Here is a 26,347-nt window from a genome sequence, read left to right as displayed (position 1 = left end):
CTCAGTCGTCGATGAAGAAGTCGTGCTGCATCGCGACCTGCTCGTAGCCCTCCAACCGCGCCTGCGTGCGCTCCGGTTCGGCGTCCGCCATCGCCTGGAGCACCGCCGCCGACAGCACCCCGGGCGCCGCGTACGAATCGAACACCAGCCGCGCGCCGGCCGGCGCCGTCAGGGCCACGTCCGCGGCCTCCACCAGCGGTCCCATGGTCAGGTCAGTGATCAGCGCCACACGCAGCCCCGTGCTGCGCGCCGCACGCACCGCCGCCAGCGTCTCGTTCGCGTGCCGCGGCATGGCGAAGGCCAGCGCCCAGGAACCGCCCGCCTCCCGCGCCTGGAGCAGCGTGTCGTACGCGACGCTGCCGCCCCGCGTCACCACCCGCACGTCGGGGTGGATGCGCCGGGCCGCGTAGGCGAAGTACTCCGCCAGCGACACCGAGATCCGTAGCCCCACCACCGTCAAGGGCACGGAATGAGCCAGCTGCCGGCCCACCTCCAGCACCTGCCGGGGATCGGCGAGAACCCGCCGCAGGCTCTCCAGGTTCTCGATCTCCGCGTCGATCGCCGCCTGGAGCTCGTTGTGCCGCACCCCCTCGCGCGCGTCCGGGGAGCCCGCCACCGCGCTCAACGCGATCGGCTGGAGCGCCTCCCGCAGCGCGGGGAAGCCGCTGTACCCGAGCGAGGTGGCGAACCGCGTGACCGACGGCTGGCTCACCCCGGCCCGGTCGGCCAGGTCCGTGATCGACAGGAACGCCGCCTCCGTCAGGTGGTCGACCAGGTACTGCGCGATGCGCCGCTGCCCCGGGGACAGTCGGTGCCCCGTGAACAGGGCCCGCACCCGTTCCGCCGGCGTCGGATCCGGCTCCGGGGCCTGCCGTCCCTGCCTGATCGCGGCCGCCTGCGCTCGCGCCTGCTGCCCGGATGGCACTGATGGCACGATCCGCCTCCTTCTCGTCCCAATTGCGCACAACATAACGCACGCCCGGTCCGCCCCCACCGGGCCCGCTCCCCTCCACCGGAGTGCGGCCGCCCCCCGACCGGGCGCATCCTGGCTGTGTGACCCGGTACGGAGCCCCCGGCCACGTCCCGCCCCCGTCGGACGCGGCGGGACGGGGCGGCGGGCCGCCGGACGACGGCCGCGCCACCGACACCCTGGCCATGGCGCTGGCGCCCGCCGCCGTCGACGCCATCGACTCCGTCGGCGGCTACGCCGGCGGCGTGTACCTGCGCTCCCGCTCCACGGGCCTGCTCCGCCTGGCCGTCCTCGCCGGACTGCCCGTGGACCTGTTCCGGCCCTGGTGGCGCATGCACATCAACCGGCCCTTCCCGGTCGCCGAGGCGTTCCGCTCCGGACACCCCGTCCACCTCGCCGACGCGGAAGAGTCGATGCGCCGCTTCCCCCAGCTCATGGCCGGTCTGCCCTACCCCTTCGGCTCCCTCTACGTCCCCGTCGCCGCCGGCCGCGACCGGTACGGTGTCCTCGTCGCCCTGCGCCCCGCCACCCCCGGCCGGCCCGTCGACGCCGCCGACCGCCAGCGCATGCGCAACGCCGCCTCCCGCCTCGGCGCGGACCTCGCCCGCCTCGACACCGCAGGCACCCGCGTCGCCTGGGACCGCGAGCCGGCGCCCGTCCAGCTCCCGGCGGGCGCCACGCCCCCGGTCCGCGTCGGGCACCTGGAGTGGCGCGTCGACAGCGGCACCCTGACGGCCGACGCCGAACTGTGCCGCATCCTCGGCGCCGACCCCGACGGTTTCCCCGGCACCGTCGCCGGACTGGAGGCGCTCCTCGCCCCCGAGGACGTCTACGGCCTGTGGGCCACCGCCCACCAGCTCACCACGGCCACCGACCCCGACCGCCCGGCCGCCCGCCGGGTCTGGCTGAGCGGCCGCGACGGCAGGCCGCACCTGCTCGAACTGGCCCGCCGCCGCGTCCCGTCCACGGCCCACGGCCCCGACCCCTACCCGGCGCACCTCACCGGAGTCCTGGTCGACTCCGGCACCGGCCCGATCGTCGCCGCCGCCGCGGACCGGCTGGCCACCGGGGTCCTCTCCCTCGACCGGCTCGGCCGCGTCACCTACGTCAGCCGCCGCGCCGAGACCCTGCTCGGCCAGGGCCGCCCGACCCTCCTCGGGCGCGTCCTGTGGGAGGCCCTGCCCTGGACCGGCCGGCCCGCCTACGAGGACCACTTCCGCGCCGCGCTCATCTCCGCCGACCCCGTGCACTTCCTCGCGCACCGCGCCGCCTCGTCCTGGCTGTCGGTCTCCCTGCACCCCGGCCACGACGGTCTCACCGTCACCCTCTCCGCCGTCGACGAACCCGTCTACGCCCCTCGCTCCGTCGCCGCCCCCGGCGGGGGCCTCGGCTCCCCGGCGGACCGCGCCGCCGTCCTCTACCGGCCCGTCGCCCTCGCCATCGCCCTCACCGAGGCCGTCACCGCCCGCCAGGTCTCCGAGGTCGTCACCGAGGAACTCCTGCCGGCGTTCGGCGGCCGGCAGCTCGCCATCTACCTGCTGAGCGAACGCCACCTCCACCTCGCCTGGGAGACCGGCTTCCCCCAGGGATTCCTCGACCGGTTCGACGGCGTCGGCCTGGACGCCCGACTGCCCGGCGTCGAGACGCTCACCTCCGGCCGGCCGATCTTCTTCGAGTCCATGCAGCGCCTCGCCGCCGCCTACCCCGGCATCCCCCTCGACGCGCACGTCGGCGCCCGCGCCTTCCTCCCCCTCATCGCCTCTGGCAGGCCCGTCGGCTCCTGCATCCTCGGCTTCGACCAGCCCCGCGGCTTCAGCCCCGAGGAGCGCACCGTCCTCACCGCCCTCGCCGGACTCATCGCCCAGGCCCTCCAACGGGCGCGGCGCTACGACTCCGAGGCCGCCCTCGCCCGCGGACTGCAGGACGCCCTCCTGCCCCACCGGCTCCCCCGCCTGCGCCACGTGAACACCGTCGGCCGTTACCTGCCCGGCACCCAGGGCATGGACGTCGGAGGCGACTGGTACGACGTGGTCGAGACCCCGCGCGGCCTCGCCCTCGTCATCGGCGACGTGCAGGGGCACGGCGTGTCGGCCGCGGCCACGATGGGCCAGCTGCGCAGCGCCGTACGGGCCTTCGCCCTCGCCGGGCACGACCCGAGCGAGGTCATGAGCGGCACCAACCGCCTCCTCATCGACCTCGACCCCGGCCAGTTCGCCAGCTGCTGCTACGGCGTGCTCGCGCCGGAGACCGGACTCCTCCAGGCGGTGCGCGCCGGTCACCTCCCGCCGCTGCTGCGTCACCCGGACGGTCGAACCGAGGTCGTCGACCTTCCCGGCGGGGTCGTCCTGGGCGTCGACGCGGACGCCCGGTACCCCGTCACCGACCTGCGGCTGCCCCCGAGCGGGGTGCTCGCCCTGTTCACCGACGGACTCGTCGAGCAGCCCGGCGTCGACATCGACGTGGGGATCGAACGGGTGCGCGCCGCGCTGTCCGGCGTCGGCCCCGCCTCCCTGGCCGCGACGGCCGACGCCCTCATCGCCGGGGCCGGCCAGGCCGAGGACCGGGCCGACGACATCGCCCTGCTCCTGGCCGCCCGCTGGTCCGACCGCGCCGCACCCGGCCCCGCCGGCGCACCGGGTGGTGCGGACGGGGGCGGTCCGGAGCTCGGCGGGGACGGTCCGCACGCTGCCGGGGGCGGTCCGCGGACCGATGGCCGCGGTGCGCACGGCGGAGGGGCCGGCCGGTGAGCCGGCGTCCGCGCGGCCGGCCGGTGACCCGGCCGGACCACCGCGGTTGTGGCCCCGTGAGCGGCGGCCGAGGATGGGGACGACGGACGAGGCAGGTGCCATGGGCGCGGTGAACGCAGCGGAGGGCTCCGACTTCCGAGGCCCCCTGGACGCGACGAGAGCGGCGACGGCCGTACTGGACGCCGACAACCGCATCGTGGGCTGGAGCCCCGCGGCCGAACGGCTGCTCGGCTACCCGCCCGACGAGGCGCTCGGCCACCCCATCGGCCGCCTCGTCGTGGACCGCGCGGGCGCCTACCAGATCGCCACCGAACTCCCCGGCGCCGCCCACGCCCGCCGCCAGGTGCTCCACATGCGTCACCGCGACGGCCGCATCATCCGCGTCACCACCGCGACCCTGCCGCTCTCCCACGGCGAGGCGGGCCCCGCCCGGCTCCTCGCCGTGGCCGACGCCGACGACACCGAACGCTGGGAAGCCCTCCAGTCGATGCTCCGGGGCCTGGCCACCCAGTCGCCCGTCGGCCTCGCCATCTACGACACCGAGCTGCGCGTCGTGTGGACCAACTTCGCCCTCTACCGCGAGATGGGCAGCTCCCAGTACGCCGGGCTCGGCCCCGACGACATGGTCACCGCCGGCGAGGTCCTCTCCGCCGGGTACCCGCCGACCCTGGAGGAGACCATGCGCCGGGTCCTCGACTCGGGGGAGCCGGTCATCGAACTGCACTACCGGGGCCGCCCGCCCGTCGACCCGGACCACGACCACGTCTGGTCCTGCTCGTACTACCGGCTCCAGGACACCGACGGCACCGTCCTCGGCGTGTGCGAGGAGACCGTCGACATCACCGACCGCTACCTCGCCCAGCAGCGCCTCGACCTCCTCGTCCGGGCCGGCGGTCTCGTCGGCACCACCCTCGACATGAGCCGCACCGCCCGGGAGCTCTCCGCCGTCGCCGTCCCCCAGTTCGCGGACAGCGTCACCGTCGACCTGGTCGACGCCGTACTGGAGGGCGACCAGCCCGCGCCGGGCACCGCGCGCTCCGGCCGGCTCGTCCGGGTCTGGGGGCGACCCGGCGCCGCGGCGGCGGACCGCGGCGCGCCCGCCGGCGGCCCGGACGGCGCGGCGCCGCCCACCGGCGCCGCGCGGTCGCCGGCCCCGGACGGCCCGGCGACCGGTTCCGATGAGGCCGGTTCCGCTGACGCCGGTTCGGACGACACCGGTCTCGTTGACACCGGTCCCGTTGACACCGGTCCCGACGGGAGCAGGGCCGACGGCGTCGGCCCGGCCGCCCGCGAGGCCGTCGCGTACCCGCCCGACGCGCCCCAACTGCGCTGCCTGGCCACGGGGCACGCCGTCGTCACCGGCCGGGGCCCCTCCTCCCTCGTCGTGCCGCTGCGCACCGACGGCGCGCCCCTCGGCGTGGTCACCTTCCACCGTGAACGGCACCCCGACCCGTTCGACGCCGACGACCTGCCCGTCGCCGACGAGCTCGTCGCCCGCACCGCCGTCTGCATCGACAACGCGCGCCGCTTCACCCGGGAGCACACCGCCGCGCTGACGCTCCAGCACAGCCTGCTGCCCCGCAACCTGCCCCGGCTCTCCGCCGTCGACTTCGCCCACCGCTACCTGCCCGCCGACAGCAAGTCCGGCGTCGGCGGCGACTGGTTCGACGTCGTCACCCTCTCCGGCGCGCGCGTCGGGCTCGTCGTCGGCGACGTCGTCGGCCACGGCCTCGGCGCCGCCGCCACCATGGGACGGTTGCGCACCAGCGTCCGCGTCCTCGCCCGGCAGGACCTCGCCCCCGACGAACTGCTCACCCGCCTCGACGACCTCATCACCCAGGCCGCCGAGGAGGAGGCCGCCGCACCCGGCTCCGTCACCGGCGGCCCCCCGCCCGCCGCCGGACGCGGAGTCGGCGACATCCCCGACGACCAGGCCGTCGGAGCCACCTGCCTGTACGCCGTGTACGACCCGGTCACCGGCGTCTGCCGGCTCGCCCGCGCCGGACACCCCGCGCCCGTCGTGCTCGACGCCGCGACCGGCGCCGTCACCGTCCCCGACGTCCCGCCGGGGCCGCCCCTGGGCCTCGGCGGCCTCCCCTTCGAGACCGTCGAGCTCCACCTCCCCGAGGGGAGCCTCCTCGCCCTGTACACCGACGGACTCGTCCGTGACCGCGACCGTGACCCCGACACCGGGCTCGACGGACTCGGTGTCCTCCTCGCCGACCACCGCGACCGCCCCCTGCCCGAGCTGTGCGACCGGGTCGTCACCGCCCTCCTGCCGGGCCCGGTCGAGGACGACGCCGCCCTGCTGCTGGTCCGCACCCGGATGCTCGACGGCGACAGCATCGTCACCTGGGACCTCGCCGCCGGACCGGAGGAGGTCGGACGCGCCCGCGCCCTCGCCGCCCGGCAGGTCGCCGCGTGGGGGCTGGACGAGCTCGGTTTCACCACCGAGATCGTCGTCAGCGAACTCGTCACCAACGCCCTGCGCTACGCCGCCGGTCCCGTCCAGCTGCGTCTCGTCCGCGACCGCTCCCTGTTGATCTGCGAGGTCTCGGACACCGGCCACACCGCGCCCCACCTGCGCCGGGCCGCCATCGACGACGAGGGCGGCCGCGGGCTCTTCCTCGTCGCCCAGATGACCCAACACTGGGGCACCCGCTACACCGCCACCGGCAAGACCATCTGGGCCGAACAGGTCCTGCCCCCGCCGTAGGGGGTCCCGCCGGTGTTCCGCCGGGTTTGCGGACCGCGGCGACGGCAATCCGTTGAGTGCGCACCGCGCCCAGCGCGCACCCGCGCCCCGCGCGCGCCCCGCGCACCGCGCCCGCGCAGACGCCGTACGAACGACGGGAGCCCACCATGGCAGCGTCCGCCCCGACCACCGCCGCCCGGCGGGCGTGAGCGACGTCCGTGCGCCTCGCCCACGTGCGCCCCACGGACCCCGGCTACACCCGCGTCCGCCACGGGCGCGGCTTCCGCTACCTGGACACCGCGGGCCGGCCCCTGCGCGACCCGGCCGAACTCGACCGCGTCAAGGGCCTCGTCATCCCCCCGGCCTGGCAGGACGTCTGGATCTGCGCCCGCCGCAACGGCCACCTCCAGGCCGTCGGCACCGACGCCGCGGGCCGCCGCCAGTACCTCTACCACCCGGCGTTCCGCGCCCAGCAGGAGCAGAGCAAGCACGACCACGTCCTCGACGTGGCCGAGACGCTGCCACGTGTGCGCGAAGCGGTGGAGGCGGCGCTCGGGGACCGGGGCCTCACCCGTGAGCGGGTCCTCGCCACCGCCGTACGCCTCCTCGACCTCGGCTTCTTCCGCATCGGCAGCGAGCGGTACGCCGACCGGAACCAGACCTACGGCCTGACCACCCTGCTGCGGGACCACTCCCGGTGCAGCCGCGGCGAGGTCCTGCTGAGCTACCCGGGCAAACACGGCAAGCAGCGCCTCCACGTGGTCGCCGACCCGCCCACCTGCCGCAGTCTCACCGCGCTCATCCGCCGCCGCGACGACGGCGACCGGCTCCTCGCCTACCGGGAGGGCCGCACGTGGCGCGAGGTGAACGGCGCCGACGTCAACGCCTACCTGCGTGACCTCGCCGGCATCGAGGTCACGGCGAAGGACTTCCGCACCTGGCACGCCACCGTCATGGCGGCCGTCGCCCTCGCGGTCTCCCAGGCCGTGGCGCACAGCGAGACGGCCCGTCGCCGCGCCATCGCCCGCGCCGTCCGCGAGGTCTCCGGCTACCTGGGCAACACGCCCGCCGTGTGCCGCGCCTCCTACATCAACCCGCGGGTCGTCGAGCTGTACGAGGAGGGCGTCACCGTCGCCGCGGCCCTCCCGGGGCTCGGCGCCGACACCACGCACGGCGTGCCCGCCACCCAGGGCCCCGCCGAACAGGCCGTCCTGCGCATGCTGCGCACGGGACGCCCGCCCGGCGCCTGACCGCCCCCTGACCTGACCGCCACCGCACCCCTAAGGCCAGGACGGCTCCCTGCGGGGGACGACGACGATCTCGCCCGCCACGCTGCCGGCCGGCACCGACAGGGCGTAGAGCACCGCGTCGGCGACCACGTCCGGGCTCTGCAGCATCGACACGTCCGCGTCGGGGAAGCGGTCCATGATGAACGGCGTCTCCATGCCGCCCGCGATGATCCCCGTCACGCCGATGCCCGGGCAGTCGCGCTGCGCCTCCTTGAAGAGCGTGTGGGTGAACGCCCGCAGTCCGGACTTGCCCGCCGCGTACGGACCGGCCTCCGTCCACGTGCGGTTGGCGGCGGTCGACAGGATGTTCACGATGTGCCCGCCGCCGCGGGCCACCATCCGCCGGTAGGTCTCCAGGCAGAGGTACACCGGGCCCAGCAGGTTCGTGGTGACCACCCGGGTGACCTCGTCCGCCGTCAGGTGCTCGATCGGCTTCGACACGTCGACGGCGGCGTTGTTCACCAGCACGTCCACGCCCCGGCCGGCCCCGTCCAGCTCGCGGAAGACCCCGGCCACCGCGTCGGGGTCCCGCACGTCCAGCTCCACGAAGCGGGCGTCACCCCCGTCGCCGTTGAGCTCCTCGCACAGTTCCCGGGCCAGCTCCTTGCGGACGTCGGCCACCAGGACCGACGCGCCCGCGCCGGCCAGCCGCCGGACGATCGACGCCCCGAGGCCCCGCGCGCCCCCCGTCACCAGGGCCTGCCTGCCGTGCAGGTCCACGCGCACTCCACCGCTGCTCATGCCGCCTCCGCCTTCCGTGGGTGTGGTGCCACTGCCACCCACTGTGACCCGGGCATCGCGCTCCGGCACCCCGGACGGTTCCTGTGAGCAACCCCACCCGAGGCGCCGGAACCCAGGCGGCACAAGGGCCCCACGCCCGGCGCGCCCGGCCGGCGCCCTCCGGAGCGGCGCAGGTCACGGCCGGGGCGACGGCGGGCCTGCCACCATGGGCGACGCACATTTCCCGGTGGCGGGGCCGCGCAGCGCGGCCGGTGTCGACCGTCCGCCCCGATCCGCCATTCGAGCCCCCGATAGACGTGTCACACTCTCCTGCCCCCGTCCTCCCCTCCGCCCCCGCCGCGTCCGCCGACCGCTCGCCCTGGCGGTCGCTCCGGTACCGCAGCATGCGCTGGTGGTCCGTCGCCAACTTCGTCTCCAACGCCGGTACCTGGATGCAGCTGACCGTGCAGAACCTGCTGGTCCTGCAGATCACCGGCTCCGCCGCGGCGACCGGCCTCTCCCTCTCCGTGCAGGCGGCACCCGGCCTCCTGATGGGCGTGGCCGGCGGCGCGGCCGTCGACCGCTGGCCGCGCAAGGTCACCGCCGCCGTCAGCCAGGCCCTCCTCGGCGCGGTCGCCTTCACCACCGCCGTCCTCGTGGTCTCCGACCGGCTCGGGCTGGGCGTGCTCATGGCGCTCGCCGCCGTCACCGGCCTCATCGCCACCGTGGACGGTCCCGCCTGCGCCCTGCTCGGCAACGACCTCGTCCGCACCGAGGACGTGCCGTCCGCCATCGGCGTCGGCTCACTCGTCCACAACGCCGGCCGGCTGGCCGGCGCCGGCCTCGCGGGGGTCACCGTCGCCTTCCTGGGCACGGCCGCGGCGTACGCGGCGAACGGCCTGTCGTTCCTCTTCGTGGCGGCCGTGATCCCCTTCCTGCGCCCCCTGCGGGCCACCGCCCCGGAGGCGCCGCGCACCCGGCGGCCCCGCGCCCGTGCCGGGCGGCGCGGCAAGGACGGCGGGGCTCGCGGCGCGGGCCGCGACGGGGGCATGACGGTCCGGCAGGGGCTGGTCTTCTTCGCCCGCCGCCCGCGGCTCGTGGGCCTCGCCGTGGTCACCGGCGTCAGCTCGGTGCTCGGGCGGAACTACGGCCTCACCCTCGCCGTACTCGTCACCGGACCGCTCGCCGGCGGGGCGGAGGCCTTCGGCGCCGTCTCCACCGTCCTCGCGGTCGGCGGCATCGTGGGCGCCGTGCTGGGCGCCCGGCTGCGCAGGCCCTCCGTGCGCCTGGTGGGCGTGCTCGCCGCGTCCGGCGGCCTGCTCCAGGCCGCCGCCGGCCTGTCGCCGTCCCTGGCGGTGCTCATGGTCCTCGTCCTGCCCATGGCCGTCGTGGAGTCCCTCTCCGACACGGCCGGCACCACCGTCCTGCAGACCGACCCGCCGCCGCACCTGCGCGGCCGCGTGCTGGGAGTCTGGGGCAGCGTGCGCACGGTGTGGGCCCTCGCCGGACCACCGGTGCTGGGCCTGCTCATGGAACTGGCCGGGGCCCGCGGCGCCCTCGTGGCGGGCGGCCTGCTGATCGCCGCGGTCATCGCCGCCGGGTACGCCACCCGGACCCGCCGCGCCCCGGTCCCGGTGCCCGTGCCCGCCGCCGTACCGGTCCTCGCCGAGCGCCCGGCCGCGCTGGGCACCGCGGCCTGACCGGGCGGCCCCCGCACGGCACCACCCGCCCTGGTGGGCACACGGCCCCCGGGGCGTGGGACGGCGCGGAGGAGGCCGGGCGCGCTCCGGCCCCGGCCACCGGACGCCCGGGGGGCCGTTCCCGGGCCGGTGCGCTCCGGTCCCCAGGCCGGTGGACACCGCGTCCCCGGCCACCGGGCCGAGTGCGCGGTGCCGGTCGGCGTACGCCCGTCAGCCGGTGGGGTGGCGCGCGGAGGTCGCCGCCGCCCGCGCCGCGCGGTGCGCCAACTGCGTCGTGGAGCGCCCGTCCAGGTAGGGGAGGACCACCGCCTGGCCGCCCCACGCCCGGAGCACCTCCGCTTCCGGCAGGTCCTCCGCCGAGTAGTCGCCGCCCTTCACCCAGACGTCGGGCCGCAGCCGCGTCAGCAGCTCCGCCGGGGTGTCCCCGTCGAAGACCGCCACCGCGTCGACGCTGCCCAGCCCCGCCAGGACCCGCGTACGGTCCGCGATCGGGTTCAACGGCCGGCCCGGCCCCTTCAGCCGGCTCACCGACGCGTCGGAGTTCACACAGACGATCAGGCAGTCGCCGATCCGCCGGGCGCTCTCCAGCAGACCCACGTGGCCGGCGTGCAGCAGGTCGAAGCACCCACCGGTCGCCACCACGGTCCCGCCGCGCGCCCGTACCCGCTCCGCCACCGCGAAGGGGTCGGTCACCGGCGCCGCGTGGCGCCCGGCCGACGGCGGCGTCCGCCACAGCGCGGGGTTGCCCGCACCGCCCGCCGCGACGAACGCCGCCGCCTCCGCGACACCCCGCTGCACGGCCTCCTCCGGCAGCGCACCGTCCGCCAGCGCGGCGGCCGTGGCCGCGGCGAAGCAGTCACCGGCACCGCACGCGTCACCGGACGCCCGGTACGGCGCCGGCACCAGCATCGGCGTACCGGCGTCCGGCCCCGGCCGGGTCAGCAGCACGCCCCGCTCGCCGAGCGTCACGGCGACGGCGGCGGCCCGCCACCGCTCCGCGAGCCCCGAGCCGCGCTCCGCGTACGCCCGCAGGGACTCGCCGCCCGCGCCCGGCTCCAACGACCGCGTCTCCGCCGCGTTCGGCGTGACGATCCGCACGCCCGGCACCGGCGCCCCGCCCCGCGGGTGCGGATCCCACACGAGCGGCACGCGCGGGGCGATCGCCGCCAGCTGCTCGCGGACCGCGCCCGCCGTACGCCGCCCGTAGTCGGCCACGAGCACCGCCTGGGCGGCGGCCAGCGTCTCGCGGACCGCGTCGTCCGGCCGCCCCGGGGCGCCGCCGCCACGGTCGATCCGCACCAGCGGCCGGCCCGACGCCAGCACCCGGGTCTTGACCGGCAGCGTCCCGCGCAGGGGCAGTTCGACGAGCCGGACGCGGCCCTCCAGGGAGCGGCGCACCGCGTCGCTCGCCGGGTCGTCGCCCAGCGCGGTCACGAGGACGACCTCACGGCCGCCGCGCGTGGCCAGCGCCGCCGCCAGCGCCGCGCCACCGGGCCGCCGGTGGTCCCCCGTCACGTCCACGACCGGTGCGGGCGCGTCCGGCGCCAGCCGCGTCGCGACGCCCTCGACGTCCTCGTCGAGCAGGGCGTCCCCGACCACCACCAGCGGACGGCGGGCGTTCACGACATCCTCCGGCGGGCCGCCGCCGGAGCGAACGCGCCCGCCGCCCGGCCGCCGCGCACCGGCGGACCCGCCGCGACCGCCACGTCGAACGACTCGCACAGCACGTGCACGGCCACCAGGTGCGCCTCCTGCACGGTCGCCGTCGTCGCGGCGTCGACGCACAGCGCCTCGTGGGCCGCCTCGGCCAGCGGGTTGGGCCCGGGGCCCGTCAACGCCCACACGCGCAGGCCCGCGGTGCGCGCGGTCGCCGCCGCCGCGATCAGGTTCGCGCTCCGCCCGGACGTCGACAGCAGCACCAGCACGTCGCCGGGGCGGCCGTGCGCCGCGACCTGCCGGGCGTACACCTGGTCGAATCCGTAGTCGTTGCCGACGGCCGTCAGGCTGGAGGTCTCGGCGTGCAGGGAGATCGCGGAGTACGCCGGCCGCTCGCGCCGGTAGCGGCCCACGAGCTCGGCCGTCAGGTGCTGAGCCTGGGCCGCGCTGCCGCCGTTCCCGGCGGCGAGCAGCCGCCCGCCGCCCGGCAGGACGGCCGCGAGCCGCCCGCCCCAGTGGGCGATCCGGTCCAGGTGGTCGACGCGGAACCGGCCGAGCGCGTCCTCGAGCGACCGGCAGTGCCGTCTCGCCGCCTCCAGGGCGGCGGCGGGGAACTCATCGGGGAGGGGGAGTTCGGTCATGTCTGGTCGGGGCGCCTGCTCCGGCGTGGCCGCCGCGGCGGACCCGCACCTCCTTCGGTCCGTTGGCTGCTGCTGGTCCGCGGCGTCAGACCGCGTCGGTCACGGCGGGCCGGGCGGCCCGCACCCGCGCGTACACGGCCTCGGTGGCCGCCCCCACCCGCGCCCAGTCGTACCGGCTGAGCACCCGGCGCCGCCCCGCCGCCCCGCACCCCGCGCGCAGCGCAGGGTCGGCGAGGAAGCCGGCCACCGCGCGCGCCAGGGCCTCCGGGTCGCGCGGCGGCACGAGACGGCCGCACTCCGGGTCGGCGACCGTGTCGAGCTGCCCGCCCACGGCGCTGGCCACCACGGGCCGGCCGCAGGCCATCGCCTCCAGCGGCACGATGCCGAACGGCTCGTAGTCCGCCGGGCACACCACCACGTCGGCGCTGCGCAGCAGCGGCGCCACCTCGTCCCGGGACACCGCCCCGGTGAACCGGACCCGGTCGGCGACCCCGGCGAGCCGGGCCACGTCACGCAGCCGCCGCACCTCCGGGTCCCCGTCGAGCCGGTCCGCGGGCGGGCCGCCCACGACGACCAGTTCCGCTTCGGGTAGCCGCGTCAGCGCGGTGATGGTGACCGCCGCGCCCTTGCGCGGCACCAGCCGGCCCAGCTGGAGCAGCCGGAAGCGGGCCGGGCCGCGCTCGGCCGCGGGGCCCGCCGGGCAGAACTGCTCGGTGTCGACGCCGCAGGGCACGATGCTCACCCGCTCCGGCGGTATGTGCATCCGGGTCAGCTCCCGCACCTCGTCGCGGCAGGTGGCGATGATCCGGTCGCAGGCCAGGCCCACCTCGCACTCGGCGGCGACCCGTTCCGGCGGGCTCGTGTCGGACGCCCGCTGATGACGCCGCTTCACCGTGCCGAGGGCGTGGTACGTGTGCAGCAGCGGCACCCGCAGCGTGCGCGTCGCGAGGACGGCGGCGACGCCCGACATCCAGAAGTGGGAGTGCATCACGTCGGGCGGCCGCGACTCCAGGACCCGTGCCACGTACCGGCCGAACGCGGGCATGTACGGCAGCAGCTCGTCCTTCGGGACGGGCTCGGGCGGTCCCGCCGGCACGTGGTGGACGACGACGCCGGGCCGCATCGCGACGCGTTCCGGTGTCGCGGCGTCGTCCCGCCGGGTGAAGACCGTCACCTCGTGGCCCCGGTCGGCCAGGGCGGCGGCGAGCCGCGCCACGTGCACGTTCTGGCCGCCCGCGTCGACGCCGCCGAGCGCCGCGAGCGGGCTCGCGTGCTCCGAGACGAGCACGACCGACAGGGGTTCCGCGAAACCGTGGGTGGTCGTCATGAGCGCACCTCCGTCAACACGCGCTCCCAGTCCGCCAGGAAGCGCTTGAGCCCGTACCGTTCGAGGGCCGCCTGCCGGGCCCGGGCGCCGTCCTCGGCGGCCGCGCCGGGCTCGGCCACGTAATGCCGCACGGCCTCGGCGAGCGCCTCGGGCCGGGTCGACACGGTCCCGGCACCCGCCGGGACCGCCTCCACCGCCTCCGTGGTGGCCAGCGCCACCACGGGCATGCCGAGGTGCATCGCCTCCAGCAGCGACAGTCCGAGCGACGTCCACCGCACCGGGTGCAGGTACACCCGCCGTTCGGCCATCGCGGCGTGCAGCTCCCGCTGGGGCAGGTCCCGGGCGCGGCACCGGTCGCCGGGGAGGCCCAGGTGGGGGGCGAGGCCCTCGGTGCGCATGCCGAACACGTCGAGCGGCGCCGCGTCCGCGAACGCGGGCAGCAGGTCCGTACCGGTGTACCGGCCGCGCCGCACCGGCTCGTTGACGACGACCGCCGCCCGGGGCAGCCGCCCCGTGTACAGGTGGCCCGGGTCGACCACGCCGTGCTCGATCACCACGGCGCGGGCCCCGCCGCTGTCCCAGAACAGCCGGTTGAAGTGGGTGACGTGGACGAGTGTGAGGCCGTCGCGGTCGGCGCATGGGTGCCGGGTGTCGGGCACGTCGCCGTCGGGGGCGTTGTGCTCCAGGTACACGACGGGTACGTCGCGGCCGGGGCGGCGCCCGCCCAGCCACCGTTCCGCGAGCGTGAACTCCTCGGGCCGCTGGAGCAGGACCACGTCGACGTGCTCCCCGCGCAGCTGCTCCGGGGTCACCTCCCGGACGCTGTCCGGCCAGTTGAAGGTCCGGGCCCGTCCGCGCCCGTCGGGGCCGCGGTCGGGCAGCACGGGGACGAGGTAGGTGTGGGGGCCCTGGACGAACGCCGTCGTCCACGAGCCGTGCACGTGCCAGAGCAGGATGTTCACCGCGCGGCCCTCCTCACGGACTGGGAGTCCTGCGAGTCGGAGGTGAAGAAGGCGCCGCGGCGCACCGCGTACGGCCCGATCGCCAGCAGGTCGACGGGGGAGGAGCCGAAGCACTCCAGCGCGTCGCGGGGGTCGTCCACCATCGGCCGGCCGGCCGTGTTGAGGCTGGTGTTGACCACCACCGGCAGGCCGCTGAGCCGTTCGAACTCCTCCAGCATCCGCGCCACCAGCGGTTCGGCGGTCCGGTCCACGGTCTGGACGCGCGCCGTGCCGTCGACGTGCACCACGGCCGGGATGCGCTCGCGCCACTCGGGCGCCACCTCGTGCACGAAGAGCATGTACGGGCTGGGAAGCTGCCCGGTGAAGATCTCCGGCGCCCGGTCGGCGAGCACCATCGGCGCGACGGGCCGGAACTGCTCGCGGCCCTTCACGTCGTTGAGCCGTTCCAGGTTCCCGGCGTGGCCGGGGTGGGCCAGCAGCGAGCGGTGGCCCAGGGCCCGCGGCCCGTACTCGGAACGCCCCTGGAACCAGGCGACGATCGCGTTGTCGGCGAGCGCCTCGGCCACGGTCGCCGCGATGTCCGGCGGCCGCTCGAACGGTATCGCCGCGGTCTTGAGCCAGGCGCCGAGTTCCGCGTCGGACCAGTCGCGGCCCAGGTCGGCGCCGCCCATCGGCAGCACCTCGTCCCCCCCGCCCGCGGCGAGCAGCACCGCCCCGCCCAGCGCGGTGCCGGCGTCGCCGGCGGCGGGCTGCACCCACACGTGGGAGAAGGGGCCCTCGCGCGCGATGCGGGCGTTGGCCACGCAGTTGAGGGCGACGCCACCGGCGAGGGTCAGCAGGGAGTCGTGGGTCTGGCCGTGCAGCCAGCGCACCAGGTCGAGCAGGGTCTCCTCCAGCACCGCCTGCGCGCTGGCCGCGAGGTCCGCGTGGTCCTGCGTCCACGCCTCCTCCGCGCCGCGCGGCGGGCACAGCTCGCGCCAGGGGACGCCCGCCGCGTGGAAGCCGCCGTCACCGGTCGGGTACACGTACCGGCGCAGCTCCTCGCGCAGGCGGGGCCGGCCGTACGAGGCGAGGGCCATGACCTTGAACTCGTCGGAGGAGCGCAGGAATCCGAGGTGCTCGGTCAGCTCCTCGTACACCAGGCCCAGCGAGTGCGGCAGGTCCTGCGCGGCGAGCGGCTCCAGCCGGTGGTGCACGCGCCGGGCGGCGAGGTGCGAGGCCCGTTCGCCGCGGCCGTCCAGCACCAGCACGGACGACATGTCCGCCCCGGCGTCGTCCGCGGCGAAGGCGCTCGACGCGGCGTGCGCCATGTGGTGGGGCACGAACCGGACCGCCTCCGGGTCGAGGCCGGGCAGCGCGGTCCGCAGGAACCCGGGCGCCTCGCGCGCGTAGGTGAGCCGCAGGTGGTCCCACGGGTCGTCGAGCCCCATCTCGTCCGCGGGGCGGGCGAGCGCCGGGTCGAAGGAGTACGCGACGGCGTCCAGGTCCTGCGGGCGCAGCCCGGCCCGTTCGAGGCACCAGGCGGCGGCCTTCTCCGGGAGCTCCCAGGCGGAGAACGGCAGCGGTCGCTTGCCGTGCTTGCGCCGTGAGAAGCGTTCCTCCTCCGCGGCGGCGACCACACGTCCGTCGACGACCAGCGCGGCGGCGGGATCGTGGAAGAGGGCGTTGATTCCGAGAATGCGCATGGGGTCCCTGTCTTTCGGCACGTCGGCCGGGGAGGCGACGGCGGGGGAAGGGGCGGAGGGGGAAGGAGGGGAGAGGGAAGGTGAGGGGAAGCGGGAAGGGGGTGCCGGGGGTCCGGCGCGGGTGTCAGGACGCCCGGGTCGGGCGGCGCGGGCGCCGGGGCAGGGCGCCGGCGCTTCGGTGTCCGGCTGTCAGGTGGCCGGGTCCGCGGTCGTGGTCGAGCGGAACCAGTCGATCGTGCGGCGCAGCCCGTCCTCGGCCGTCACGCGCGGCTCCCACTGGAGCTTGTCGCGGGCCAGGGTGATGTCGGGGCAGCGCACGGCCGGGTCGTCGGTGGGACGCTCGATGTAGCGGATCTCGGAGGTGGAGCCGGTCAGTTCGATGACCAGCCGCGCCAGTTCCAGCATGGTCAGCTCGGCCGGGTTGCCGATGTTCACCGGGCCGCGCAGCCCGTGCGCCGCGGCGGCGAGCACCCCGCGCACGGTGTCGTCGACGTAGCACAGCGAGCGCGTCTGGCGGCCGTCGCCGGTCACGGTCAGCGGTTCACCGGCCAGCGCCTGCCGGACGAACGTGGGCACCGCGCGCCCGTCGCGGCCGCGCATCCGGGGTCCGTAGGTGTTGAAGAGCCGCACGATGCCGACGTCCGTGCCGCACGCCTCGGCCTGGGCGGTCGACAGCGCCTCCGCGAACCGCTTGGCCTCGTCGTACACGCTCCTCGGGCCGACGGGGTTGACGTTGCCCCAGTACCGCTCGTTCTGCGGGTGCTGCTGCGGGTCCCCGTACACCTCCGACGTGGAGGCGAGCAGGAAGCGCGCCCCCGCGCGGTGGGCCAGCGCCAGCGCGTGCCGGGTGCCGGAACTGCCCGTCTCCAACGTGTGGAGGGGCAGCCGCAGGTAGTCGGCGGGCGACGCGGGCGAGGCGAAGTGGAGCACCAGGTCGGGCGGGCGGTCGACGTCGAACGGTTCGGCGACGTTCGCCTCCAGCAGGGTGAACCCGGGGTCGCCCAGCAGGTGGGCGACGTTCTCACGACGCCCGGTGCTGAAGTCGTCCACACAGGTCACGGCCGTGCCGGCGGCCAGCAGCGAGCTGCAGAGGTGCGAACCCACGAAGCCGGCGCCGCCCGTCACGACGGCGTGCTGCCACTTCTGCGCGGGGGACCTGCTCATGCGTGCTCCTTCGGTCGTCGGTGGGTCGGTCGTCGGCGGTCGGTTGGTGGGTCGCCCGGCCGCCCCCCGTCCGCCGTCGGCCGGCGGTCCGGTCGGTCGTCGGAGGGGGCCGGACGGGCCGGCAGGGCCGCGGGCCGGTCGGAGCGGGCGGGTCGGGGCGGGCGGGTCGGGTGTCGGGGGTGCGGTGGGTCAGGGGGCGACCGTCTCGGAGATGAGCAGGTCGGCCAGGGCGGACGTGCCGCCCTCGGCGAGCACACGGCGTTGCAGGTCGGCGGGGGTCCCCTGTTGGAGGAGCCGGTGGACCAGCGAGGCGACCTCCCGGTCGTCGCCCGCCTCCTCCAGGGCGGGCCCCACGGAGTCCAGGAGCCGGGCCAGCACGTCCCCGGCGCGCCGGCACCTGCCCTCCGGGTCCATGAGCAGGTCGCTCAGGCCGTGCCGGGCGGCGTACCAGTTCGCGGCCTGGAGCCGCTCGGGCGGGCAGTCGGGCGGGGGTTCCCCGGCCTCGTGGGCGCGCAGGGCGGTGGCCACCATGGCCCGTACGAGCCCCACGAACATGACCGCGGCGTCCGCCCTCAGCTGCACGTCGGTGCAGCGCACCTCCAGGGTGGGGTACCGCTCGGAGAGCCGCGCCTGCCAGTAGATCTGGCCGGTGTCGCTGATCGCCCCGGAGTCGAGCAGGACGCGCACCCGACGGTCGTGGTCCGCGGAGTCGGCGAAGGACGGCGGCGGGCCGCTCACCGGCCACCGGCCGAAGATGACCGTCCGCCAGCTCGCGAACCCGGTGTCGTGGCCTTCCCAGAGCGGCGAGTTCGCGGACATCGCGACGAGGACCGGCAGCCAGGGCCGGATGCGGTTGAGCACGGCGACGGCCCGGGCCCGGTCGGGAACGGCGACGTGCACGTGCATGCCGTTGACGAGTTGCTCGTCGACGAGCTGCGGCGCCTGGGAGCGCATCGCCAGGTACCGGGCGTTCTCCGTGACGGGTTCGGGGTTGGGCCCCCGGAAGGGAGCGGTACCGGTCGCCACGATCCGGCAGCCGTTCTTCTCGGCGGCCGTCCCGAGGGCGTGCCGGAGGCGCAGGAGGTGGCCGCCCACCTCGTCGAGGTGGGAGCAGACCGGCGTGGCGACCTCGATCTGCGACTGCAGGAGCTCCGACTGGACCTCCTGGTCGTCCACGATCGGGCCCAGCCCCGCCGCCGCGCGGACCTCGTCGGCGAGGGGCACGGGGAGGCAGGTGACCGGATCGACGAGGAAGTACTCTTCCTCGACCCCAACTGTGATCATGTGGCGTCGGGTACCCGTAAAAACCCCCACAAATCGGGCATAATCCGCGAAGCGCCCCGCTCACCCGAACGGCTCACGATGGCGTGCGGGCCGCGGCCGCGCAGGTCAGCGGGCGGCGGCCCGGCCCGGCCCGGCCCGCGGCCCCTGGTCTCCGCGGCGGCCGGCCGCCGCACGAGCCGGCCGCGGGGGGGGGGGGGGGCAGGCGGGCGGAGGCGACGGCGCGGGGGCCCGGCCCCACGGGGGTGCCGTGGACGCCGACGTGGTGAAGCACCGGTGTTCGGGGCTCGGGCGCGGGCCCGGCGTCACGTCGGGAGCCCGTCCAGGCGGGCCAGCGCGGCGCCGAGGACCTCGTCCGGCCCGATGCGCAGCAGCCCCGGGTCCGGCCGGCGGGCGTGCGGGTCACCGGGCGGCCCCGGGCGCCAGAGCACCGCGTGCCGCGGGTCCGGCGGGGGCCCCCACAGGTACGGCGGCACCGGACCGAAGAGGGTCACCGACGGCGCGCCGTACGCCACCGCGACATGGGCGACGCCGGTGTCCCCGCTGACCACGACGGCCGCCCCGGCGCACAGCGCGGCGAGCCGCCGGAAGGGCAGCCCGCCCGCCAGCACGTCCGCGCCGTCCAGGCCGGCGGCGCCGGCGATCCGCGCGAGCAGCGCGTCCTCCCCGGGCCCGCCGGTCAGCACGACGCGGTGACCGCGCCGCCGCAGCTCCCGTACGACGGCCGTGTACCGCTCCGGCGGCCACCGCCGCGCGGCCGCGGCCGCGCCCGGGTGCACGACGACCGCCCCGGGCGCCGGGGACGGGCCCTCCGGGGGCGGCAGCCGGAGGTCGCAGGGGTCCGCGGGGGCGCCGTACCACGCCAGCAAGCGGCACCAGCGGTGCCGCTCGTGTTCGTCCGCCGTCCACCTCGGGCCCACGACGTGCGGGGTCCCGGGGTGGGCGAAGGCCAGCAGCCGGCCCGCCCGCGTCCGCTCCAGCAGCAGGTGGCTGGAGGGCCCCTTGCCGTGCAGGTCGACGGCGACCTCCGGCGGCGGGCCGGACCACGGCAGACGCACGGGCACGGCCCGCCCGGGCGCCGAGGCGGGCAGCAGCGTGTCCACGGCGTCGACGGCCGCCACCACGTCGCCCAGCGCCTCCGGCGCCGCGAGGACCACCTCGTGCCCGGGGAAGCCCCGCCGCACGGCGCGCAGCGCGGGCACCCCGGCCAGCAGGTCGCCGAGCCCCAGCGCGCGCAGCACCAGGACGCGGGGCCTCACGCCGCCCCCGTCTCCAGCAGCTTGTCCACCGCCGCGACCACGTCCTCCGCCGTCACCCCGTCGAGGCAGGGGTGGCCCGGGACCGGGCACACGCGCGCGCGGGTCCCGGCACAGGGCGCGCCCTGGTCGCCGAGGAGGACGTGCGGCACGCCGTAGGGGCCCCAGCGCCCGGCCGGGACGACCGGCGAGAAGAGCGACACGACGGGGGTCTCGACGGCCGCCGCGAGATGGGCCGGGCCGGTGTTCCCCGTGACCACCGCGCCCGCCCCCGCCAGCACCGCGGCGAGCTCCGGTGGGCGGGTGCGGCCGCCCAGGTCCACGCCGTGGGCGCCGGCGACGTACGCGGTCAGCTCCCGTTCGTCGGGGCCGCCCGTGACCACGACCCGGTGGCCGGCCACGGCGAGCAGCCGGACCGCCTGCGCGCACCGTTCGGGGCTCCACCTGCGCGCGGGGACGCTCGCGCCCGGGTGCACCACGACGTAGGGGCCGGGGCCCGTCAGCTCCGGTGCGGCCGGGGCGTGCCGCACCCGCAGCCGCCCGTCGTCGCCCGGCGGGCGGGGGTGGCCGGCCGCCTCGGCGAGGGCGAGCGCCGCCTCCGCCTCGTGCGCGTGCGGCGCCCGCCGGTGGCGCACGTCCAGCAGCGATCCGGGCGCGTCGACGCTGTCCGCGGCGATGTGCGCGACGCCCGCCATGCGCAGCAGCAGCGCCGCGGGCAGCGGGCTCTGGTGGAACGACGTGAGGACCAGCGCCGCGTCGAACCGGCCGGCGGCCACCCGGTCCACGAGCCGGCCGACGTCCCTCCGGTCCACGGCGGGCGGGTCGAACCCGACCCAGGGCGCCTGCCACACCAGCACCTCGGCGACGCCCGGCAGCAGCCGCGCCGCCGGGGCCCCCTGCGGGCCGCACAACATCGCCACCCGCTCCGACCGGTGCGCGACCGCGCGGACGGCGGGACCGGCGAGGAGGACGTCGCCGAAGCTGTCCAGCCGGACGACGAGCGCCCTCATAGGGGCCTCCGGACGGTCGAGGGGTGCCCGAGCACGTGCCGGACCGCGCCGAGCAGGTCCCGGCAGACGTCCGGCGCCTCGGCCACCTCGGCGGGCAGCGTCCGCGTCGTCGGGACCAGCACGCCCCGGGCGCCCGCGGCGCGCGCGGCCCCCATGTCCGCACCGATGTCGCCGATCACGACGCACCGCTCCGCCGCCACGCCCAGCGCGCGCGCCGCCCGAAGGACGAGGCCCGGGGCGGGCTTGCGGCACGCGCAGCCGTCCTCCGGCACGTGCGGGCAGTGCACCCACACGTCCAGGGGGCGGCCCAGCAGGGCGTCGACGCGGGCGTTCACCTCCCGCACCTGCGCCTCCGTGAGCAGCCCGCGGCCGATCCCGGACTGGTTGGACACCACACCCACGGGTACGCCCCGGGCCCGCAGCAGCCGCACAGCCGCGCGCGCGCCCGGCATGAGCCGCACGCGCTCGGGGTCGCCGTTGTAGGGCACGTCCACGACCAGCGTGTCGTCGCGGTCGAAGAGCACCGCGGCGGGCAACCCGCCGCCCCCGCGCTCCTGCGCGCCGCCCCCACCGGCCCGCGCGGTCCGCGCGTCCACCGCACGCCACCCGACACCGCCCCCGCCACCACCCGCCCCCGCCCCAGGGGTGCCCGCATTCGCTCCGGCGCCGCGGGCGGCACCCCATCCGGTGAGGTTCGCGCGCGTCCCGGCGGCGTCGGCGAGTCCGGCCCCCGCCCTGGCGGTGCCCGCACGAACTCCGGCGCCGCGACCGACCTCCGCCCCGGCGGTGCCCGTACGCGCTCCGGCGCCGCGACCGGCTCCCGGTCCGGCGAGGTCCCTCCCCGCCGGGGCGCGGCCCGCACGTCCCTCGGCGAGGCGGCCGTCCGCCGCCCCGGGGCCGGGGCCCGGCCCGCTCACGCGCCGCCGCCGTTCCAGCACCCGGCCGAGCGGTGCCGCACCTCGCCCGCCAGCCGGTGCCAGGTGGCAAGGACGGGGATCGCGGCGCTGGTCAGGGCCATGGTGACCACCTCGTCGCGGGTGCGCGGTCCCGGGGCGATGCGGGCGCGGGCGAACTCTGCCGTGCCGAGCAGCCAGGCGCCCGCCGCGCAGGCGGCCGCCGTGCGCCGCCCGCCGGCCGCCAGCACCACGGCGAGCGCGCCCGCCGTGGTGATCGCCGCGTGCCGCCGGATCCGGCCGCGCGGGGCCGCGGCGCGCTCCCACCAGTCGGGGCCGTGCAGCCGCGCCATGAGCGCGTCGTCGGCGTTGCCCCGCTGCACCCGCAGGGAGACCCACCGGTCGGCGGGCCGTACCGGGTGCTCGGTGCGCCGGGTGCCGCGCCGGATGGTCCAGCCGGCGTCGATCAGCCGCAGGGCGAGGTCCGCGTCCTCGCGGAAGGCGCGCGGGAACCGCTCGTCGAAGCCGCCCACGGCGCGCAACGCCTCCGTGCGGTACGCCATGTCGGCGGTCGCCCACAGCGCGCGCTCCAGACCGGCGGTGTTGCGCTCCCAGTCGGTGGGGGGCCGCCCGTCGGGGAGCGGGACGCGCAGGACGCCCTGGACGCCGCCGGTGCCCGGGTCCGCCCCGGCGAGGTCGCGGGCGAGCTCGGCCCGCCAGGCGGGGCCGACGCGCACGTCGTCGTCGAGGAGGACCGTCCAGGGCTCCTGCACCGCCCGCAGCCCGGTGTTGCGGGCCGCCGCGGGACCGCGGCCGCCGCTGCGCAGCGCGACCGCCCGGTCGGCGAGCGGGCCGAGGGCGTCGAGGGGAAGGGGGGCGGGGCATTCCCCGGGCGGCGGCTCGCCCGGCCGGTCGTCGACCAGGACGACGCGGGCCGGCGCGGGACCCTCCCCGGCCGCGAGGGCCCGGAGGCATTCGGCGAGGCAGGGCCGCCCGATGGTGGGGACGACCACGGCGTACGGGGCGGGCGGAGAGCTCATGGGGCGGCGCCTCCCGATCCTGGGCCGGACATGAGGGCGGGGAAATGCCCGTTTCGGTCACCTTATGCATGGATCATGCGGTTCCGCAGGGCGGTCCATGCCGATCCGTGCCGCCCGGGTGCCGTCGGTGCGGGGAAGTGGTGGGGCCTCGACGGGGCGGTTTCGGCCGATTGGCTCCATCGGACGGCAATGGTTTATCGTTCATCTATGCGGTGGTGAAGGAGCCCTTCACATCCCGCGTGAGCTGCCCCGGCTGGTTCCCCCGTCCAGCCGGGGCTTCTCCCTTTCCGGTCCCGGCAGCCGCCGCCCCGTCACCCCGCCCCCCCCTCGCGGCGTCCGGTTCCCGCCGTCCCGTTCTCCCCCTCCCGGCATGACTTGGCCGTGTCGAGGAACTGTGGAGGGATGACCGAATACGAACGCTCCCGCACCATGCCCGCCCCGCCCGAGCAGGTCTTCGACCAGGCCGCCGACGTCAGCCGGCTGGACGAGTGGCTGCCGGGGGACCTCCACGTCCGGGCCGGTGACCCGCCCGCGGTCACGGTCCACGAGGACCGCACCGACGAGGACACCCCCGCGCTGCTGCGTCCGCGCAAGGAGCAGATGCGGCTGGAGTGGGGCACCCGCGAGCAGGGGTCCTACGCCGGCTGGCTCCAGGTCGCCGGCATCGACAGCGGCGCCAGCGAGGTCACCGTGCACCTGTCGTTCTTCGACGGGTCCCACGACCCCGGCGAAGAGCAGGTGAACGAGGCCCTGGAGGGCAGTCTCAGCAGCCTCGCCGAGCTCGTCCGGCTGCGGATCGACACCCCCGGGGGCTGACGGCGCCCGCGCACCGGCACGCCCGCCGGCGGCCCCGCCCCGCGTACCGGTCCCACGGCGTGCTCCGGTGCCGGATCGGCCGGGGCGGGCGACGGGGCGAGGGCGGCGGACCGCGACGTGGACCGTGGCAGGGCACACGACCCGGCCGGTCGGCCGTCCGCCTGCTCCTGCGGACCGCCCCGGTCAGGAGCTCCCGATCGTCCGGACCGCCCGGTCGTCCGGACCGCGCGGTGGGCGGGGCGCGGTCACGCCCCACGTAACCTCTTCCTGTGCCCGCACCCCGTCTGCACCGCGTCGCCGTCCTCGTGCTCGAGGGTGCGAAACCGCTCGACGTCGGAATCCCCGCGCAGGTCTTCACGACCCGCGCGAGCATGCCGTACGAGGTGCGGGTGTGCGGGGCGACACCGGGCCCCGTGGCCGGCGGCGACGGCCTCGCGTACGACGTCGCCCACGGCCTCGACGCGCTCGCGTGGGCCGACATCGTCTTCGTGCCCGGCTACCGGTTCCCGGACCGCGACGATCCGCCGCGGGCCGTCGTCGAGGCACTGATCGCCGCCCACGACCGGGGCGCGCGGCTCGCCGCCATCTCGACGGGCGCCTTCGCGCTCGCCGCCACGGGCCTGCTCGACGGCAGGCGCGCCACGACGCACTGGCACTACACGCGGGCACTCGCGGCCCGGCATCCGCTCGTCCGGGTCGACGAGAACGTGCTGTTCGTCGACGAGGGCAGTGTGCTCACCTCGGCCGGTGCGGCCTCCGGCATCGACCTGTGCCTGCACATCCTGCGCGGCGACCTCGGAGTGGCCGCGTCCAACCACGCGGCCCGGCGTCTGGTCGCGGCCCCCTACCGCAGCGGCGGCCAGGCCCAGTACGTGCCGCGCAGCGTCCCCGAACCGCTCGGCGAGCGGTTCGCCGCCACCCGCGAGTGGGCGCTGCACCGACTCGGCGAGCCCCTCACCCTCGACGTGCTGGCCCGGCAGGCGGGGGTCTCGCCGCGCACGTTCTCCCGGCGCTTCGTCGAGGAGACCGGCTACACGCCGATGCAGTGGGTGATGCGCGCCCGCGTCGACCTGGCCCGCGAACTGCTCGAGCGCTCGCAGCGCAGCGTCGAGCAGATCGCCGCCGACACCGGGCTCGGCACCGGCGCCAACCTGCGCCAGCACTTCCAGCGCATCCTCGGCACCACACCGGGCGAGTACCGGCGCACCTTCACCCGGGGCGAGTGACACCCGCCCGGCACCGTATGGCGCGATGCTTTCGAACCGTGGCGATCCCGCCACTGTCCGCGCGGCCGGCCGCGGGCGAGGCTGGTGGGGAAGGAAGGGACTACCACTCATGACTCGCATCGCCATCAACGGGTTCGGCCGCATCGGACGCAACGTGCTGCGCGCACTGCTGGAGCGCGACAGCGCCCTGGAGGTCGTCGCCGTCAACGACCTGACGGAGCCCGCCACCCTCGCCCGGCTGCTCGCCTACGACAGCACCGCCGGCCGGCTCGGGCGGCCGGTGACCGTCGACGGGGACGCCCTCGTCGTCGACGGCCGCCGGATCAGGGTGCTGGCCGAGCGCGAGCCGGCACAGCTGCCGTGGGCCGAGCTCGGCGTCGACGTCGTCCTGGAGGCCACCGGCCGCTTCACCTCGGCCGAGGCCGCCCGGGCGCACCTCGACGCGGGCGCGAAGAAGGTGCTCGTCAGCGCGCCCTCGGACGGCGCCGACGTCACGCTCGCCTTCGGGGTCAACACCGACGCCTACGACCCGGCCGTGCACACGATCGTCTCGAACGCCTCCTGCACCACCAACGCGCTCGCGCCGCTGGCCGCGGTCCTCGACGAACTCGCCGGCATCGAGCACGGATTCATGACGACGGTGCACGCCTACACGCAGGAGCAGAACCTGCAGGACGGTCCGCACCGCGACGCCCGTCGCGCCCGGGCCGCCGGCGTCAACATCGTGCCGACCACGACCGGCGCCGCCAAGGCGATCGGCCTGGTGCTGCCGAACCTCGACGGGAAGCTGGCGGGCGACTCGATCCGCGTGCCGGTGCCCGTGGGCTCGATCGTCGAGCTCAACACGACCGTCGCCCGCGACGTGACGCGCGACGACGTGCTGGCGGCCTACCGTGCCGCTGCGGAGGGGCCGCTCGCCGGCATCCTCGAGTACTCCGAGGACCCGCTCGTCTCCTCCGACATCGTGGGCAACCCCGCCTCGTCGATCTTCGACTCGGCCCTCACCCGCGTCGACGGCCGCCACGTCAAGGTGGTCGCGTGGTACGACAACGAGTGGGGCTTCTCGAACCGCGTGATCGACACGCTGGAGTTCCTCGCCACCCGCTGACCGGACGCCGGGGCGGTGTCCCGCCTCCGGCGACCGCGCCGGCGGTACTTCCCCCGCGGGCGCTCCGGTCGGCCGGGCCGACCGGCCGACCGGAGCGCCCGGTCGCGGAAGCGGCCCCGCCCGGCCTCCGTGGGGTGCCGCAAGCGCCCGCTCCCGGCGGC

General features: G+C 76.9%; 20 protein-coding genes. 7 read left to right on the top strand and 13 right to left on the bottom strand.

The genetic code is table 11. The features are described 5' to 3' along the window. Nucleotide 1: 1 nt before the first annotated feature. Nucleotides 2-925, bottom strand: coding sequence for a MurR/RpiR family transcriptional regulator (locus ACF053_RS22475; protein WP_391955743.1), 924 nt, complete (start codon nt 923-925; stop codon nt 2-4). Between the two features lie 128 nt (nt 926-1,053). On the opposite strand from ACF053_RS22475, the gene ACF053_RS22470 reads away from it, so the two are divergent. The 3 genes from ACF053_RS22470 (at nt 1,054) to ACF053_RS22460 (ending at nt 7,662) form a co-directional block, all read left to right on the top strand. Beyond that, complete coding sequence (locus ACF053_RS22470) at nt 1,054-3,717, top strand: SpoIIE family protein phosphatase (RefSeq protein ID WP_391955557.1); 2,664 nt, start codon at nt 1,054-1,056, stop codon at nt 3,715-3,717. A gap of 100 nt (nt 3,718-3,817) precedes the next feature. Then, entirely contained in the window at nt 3,818-6,433 is a 2,616-nt protein-coding gene (locus tag ACF053_RS22465) for a SpoIIE family protein phosphatase (RefSeq protein WP_391955556.1), read from the top strand. A 197-nt stretch (nt 6,434-6,630) separates the two neighbouring features. Further along, entirely contained in the window at nt 6,631-7,662 is a 1,032-nt protein-coding gene (locus tag ACF053_RS22460) for a DNA topoisomerase IB (protein ID WP_391955555.1), read from the top strand. A 30-nt stretch (nt 7,663-7,692) separates the two neighbouring features. On the opposite strand, the gene ACF053_RS22455 is transcribed toward ACF053_RS22460, so the two are convergent. Next, a complete protein-coding gene (locus tag ACF053_RS22455) occupies nt 7,693-8,442 on the bottom strand; it encodes an SDR family oxidoreductase (protein WP_391955554.1) in 750 nt (249 codons plus the stop codon). Nucleotides 8,443-8,825: 383 nt separating this feature from the next. On the opposite strand from ACF053_RS22455, the gene ACF053_RS22450 reads away from it, so the two are divergent. After that, nucleotides 8,826-10,121, top strand: coding sequence for an MFS transporter (locus ACF053_RS22450; protein ID WP_391955553.1), 1,296 nt, complete (start codon nt 8,826-8,828; stop codon nt 10,119-10,121). Nucleotides 10,122-10,331: 210 nt separating this feature from the next. Here ACF053_RS22450 and rfaE2 read toward each other — a convergent pair whose 3' ends face one another. The 11 genes from rfaE2 to ACF053_RS22395 form a co-directional block, all read right to left on the bottom strand. Further along, nucleotides 10,332-11,744 (bottom strand): D-glycero-beta-D-manno-heptose 1-phosphate adenylyltransferase, encoded by a 1,413-nt coding sequence (gene rfaE2 / locus ACF053_RS22445; RefSeq protein ID WP_391955552.1) that lies wholly within the window; start codon nt 11,742-11,744, stop codon nt 10,332-10,334. Further along, nucleotides 11,741-12,418 (bottom strand): D-sedoheptulose-7-phosphate isomerase, encoded by a 678-nt coding sequence (locus ACF053_RS22440; protein ID WP_391955551.1) that lies wholly within the window; start codon nt 12,416-12,418, stop codon nt 11,741-11,743. Before ACF053_RS22440 ends, rfaE2 begins: the two co-directional genes overlap by 4 nt. Before the next feature lie 85 nt (nt 12,419-12,503). Then, complete coding sequence (locus ACF053_RS22435; protein ID WP_391955550.1) at nt 12,504-13,745, bottom strand: glycosyltransferase; 1,242 nt, start codon at nt 13,743-13,745, stop codon at nt 12,504-12,506. Further along, nucleotides 13,742-14,707, bottom strand: coding sequence for a glycosyltransferase (locus ACF053_RS22430; protein ID WP_391955549.1), 966 nt, complete (start codon nt 14,705-14,707; stop codon nt 13,742-13,744). Before ACF053_RS22430 ends, ACF053_RS22435 begins: the two co-directional genes overlap by 4 nt. Next, nucleotides 14,704-16,392, bottom strand: coding sequence for a carbamoyltransferase family protein (locus tag ACF053_RS22425; RefSeq protein ID WP_391955548.1), 1,689 nt, complete (start codon nt 16,390-16,392; stop codon nt 14,704-14,706). Before ACF053_RS22425 ends, ACF053_RS22430 begins: the two co-directional genes overlap by 4 nt. Before the next feature lie 189 nt (nt 16,393-16,581). Beyond that, nucleotides 16,582-17,556 (bottom strand): NAD-dependent epimerase/dehydratase family protein, encoded by a 975-nt coding sequence (locus ACF053_RS22420; RefSeq protein ID WP_391955547.1) that lies wholly within the window; start codon nt 17,554-17,556, stop codon nt 16,582-16,584. 189 nt (nt 17,557-17,745) lie between these two features. Further along, nucleotides 17,746-18,840 (bottom strand): carboxylate-amine ligase, encoded by a 1,095-nt coding sequence (locus tag ACF053_RS22415; protein WP_391955546.1) that lies wholly within the window; start codon nt 18,838-18,840, stop codon nt 17,746-17,748. A gap of 302 nt (nt 18,841-19,142) precedes the next feature. Next, a complete protein-coding gene (locus ACF053_RS22410; protein WP_391955545.1) occupies nt 19,143-20,096 on the bottom strand; it encodes a glycosyltransferase family 9 protein in 954 nt (317 codons plus the stop codon). Then, the gene (locus ACF053_RS22405; protein ID WP_391955544.1) at nt 20,093-21,103 is read right to left on the bottom strand and encodes a glycosyltransferase family 9 protein; all 1,011 of its coding nucleotides are present in this window, start codon (nt 21,101-21,103) and stop codon (nt 20,093-20,095) included. The genes ACF053_RS22410 and ACF053_RS22405 overlap by 4 nt, the downstream gene beginning before the upstream one ends. Further along, the gene (locus tag ACF053_RS22400) at nt 21,100-21,699 is read right to left on the bottom strand and encodes a D-glycero-alpha-D-manno-heptose-1,7-bisphosphate 7-phosphatase (protein WP_391955543.1); all 600 of its coding nucleotides are present in this window, start codon (nt 21,697-21,699) and stop codon (nt 21,100-21,102) included. The genes ACF053_RS22405 and ACF053_RS22400 overlap by 4 nt, the downstream gene beginning before the upstream one ends. A gap of 317 nt (nt 21,700-22,016) precedes the next feature. After that, nucleotides 22,017-23,036: a glycosyltransferase family 2 protein gene (locus ACF053_RS22395; protein ID WP_391955542.1), complete on the bottom strand. Its 1,020-nt coding sequence runs from the start codon at nt 23,034-23,036 to the stop codon at nt 22,017-22,019. A 402-nt stretch (nt 23,037-23,438) separates the two neighbouring features. Between ACF053_RS22395 and ACF053_RS22390 the strand changes: the two genes are divergently transcribed. From ACF053_RS22390 to gap, 3 genes are all read left to right on the top strand, one after another. Beyond that, nucleotides 23,439-23,852, top strand: a complete 414-nt coding sequence (locus ACF053_RS22390) for an SRPBCC family protein (RefSeq protein ID WP_391955541.1) — start codon at nt 23,439-23,441, stop codon at nt 23,850-23,852. Nucleotides 23,853-24,121: 269 nt separating this feature from the next. Continuing rightward, nucleotides 24,122-25,078, top strand: coding sequence for a GlxA family transcriptional regulator (locus tag ACF053_RS22385; RefSeq protein ID WP_391955540.1), 957 nt, complete (start codon nt 24,122-24,124; stop codon nt 25,076-25,078). Between the two features lie 109 nt (nt 25,079-25,187). Next, nucleotides 25,188-26,186 (top strand): type I glyceraldehyde-3-phosphate dehydrogenase, encoded by a 999-nt coding sequence (gene gap, locus ACF053_RS22380; RefSeq protein WP_391955539.1) that lies wholly within the window; start codon nt 25,188-25,190, stop codon nt 26,184-26,186. Nucleotides 26,187-26,347 lie beyond the last annotated feature (161 nt).

It is taken from the genome of Streptomyces kanasensis, assembly GCF_043077165.1.
GTDB lineage: Bacteria > Actinomycetota > Actinomycetes > Streptomycetales > Streptomycetaceae > Streptomyces > Streptomyces changanensis.
Note: the sequence above shows the minus strand (reverse complement) of the source record. Positions and strands in the feature narration are given on the sequence as shown.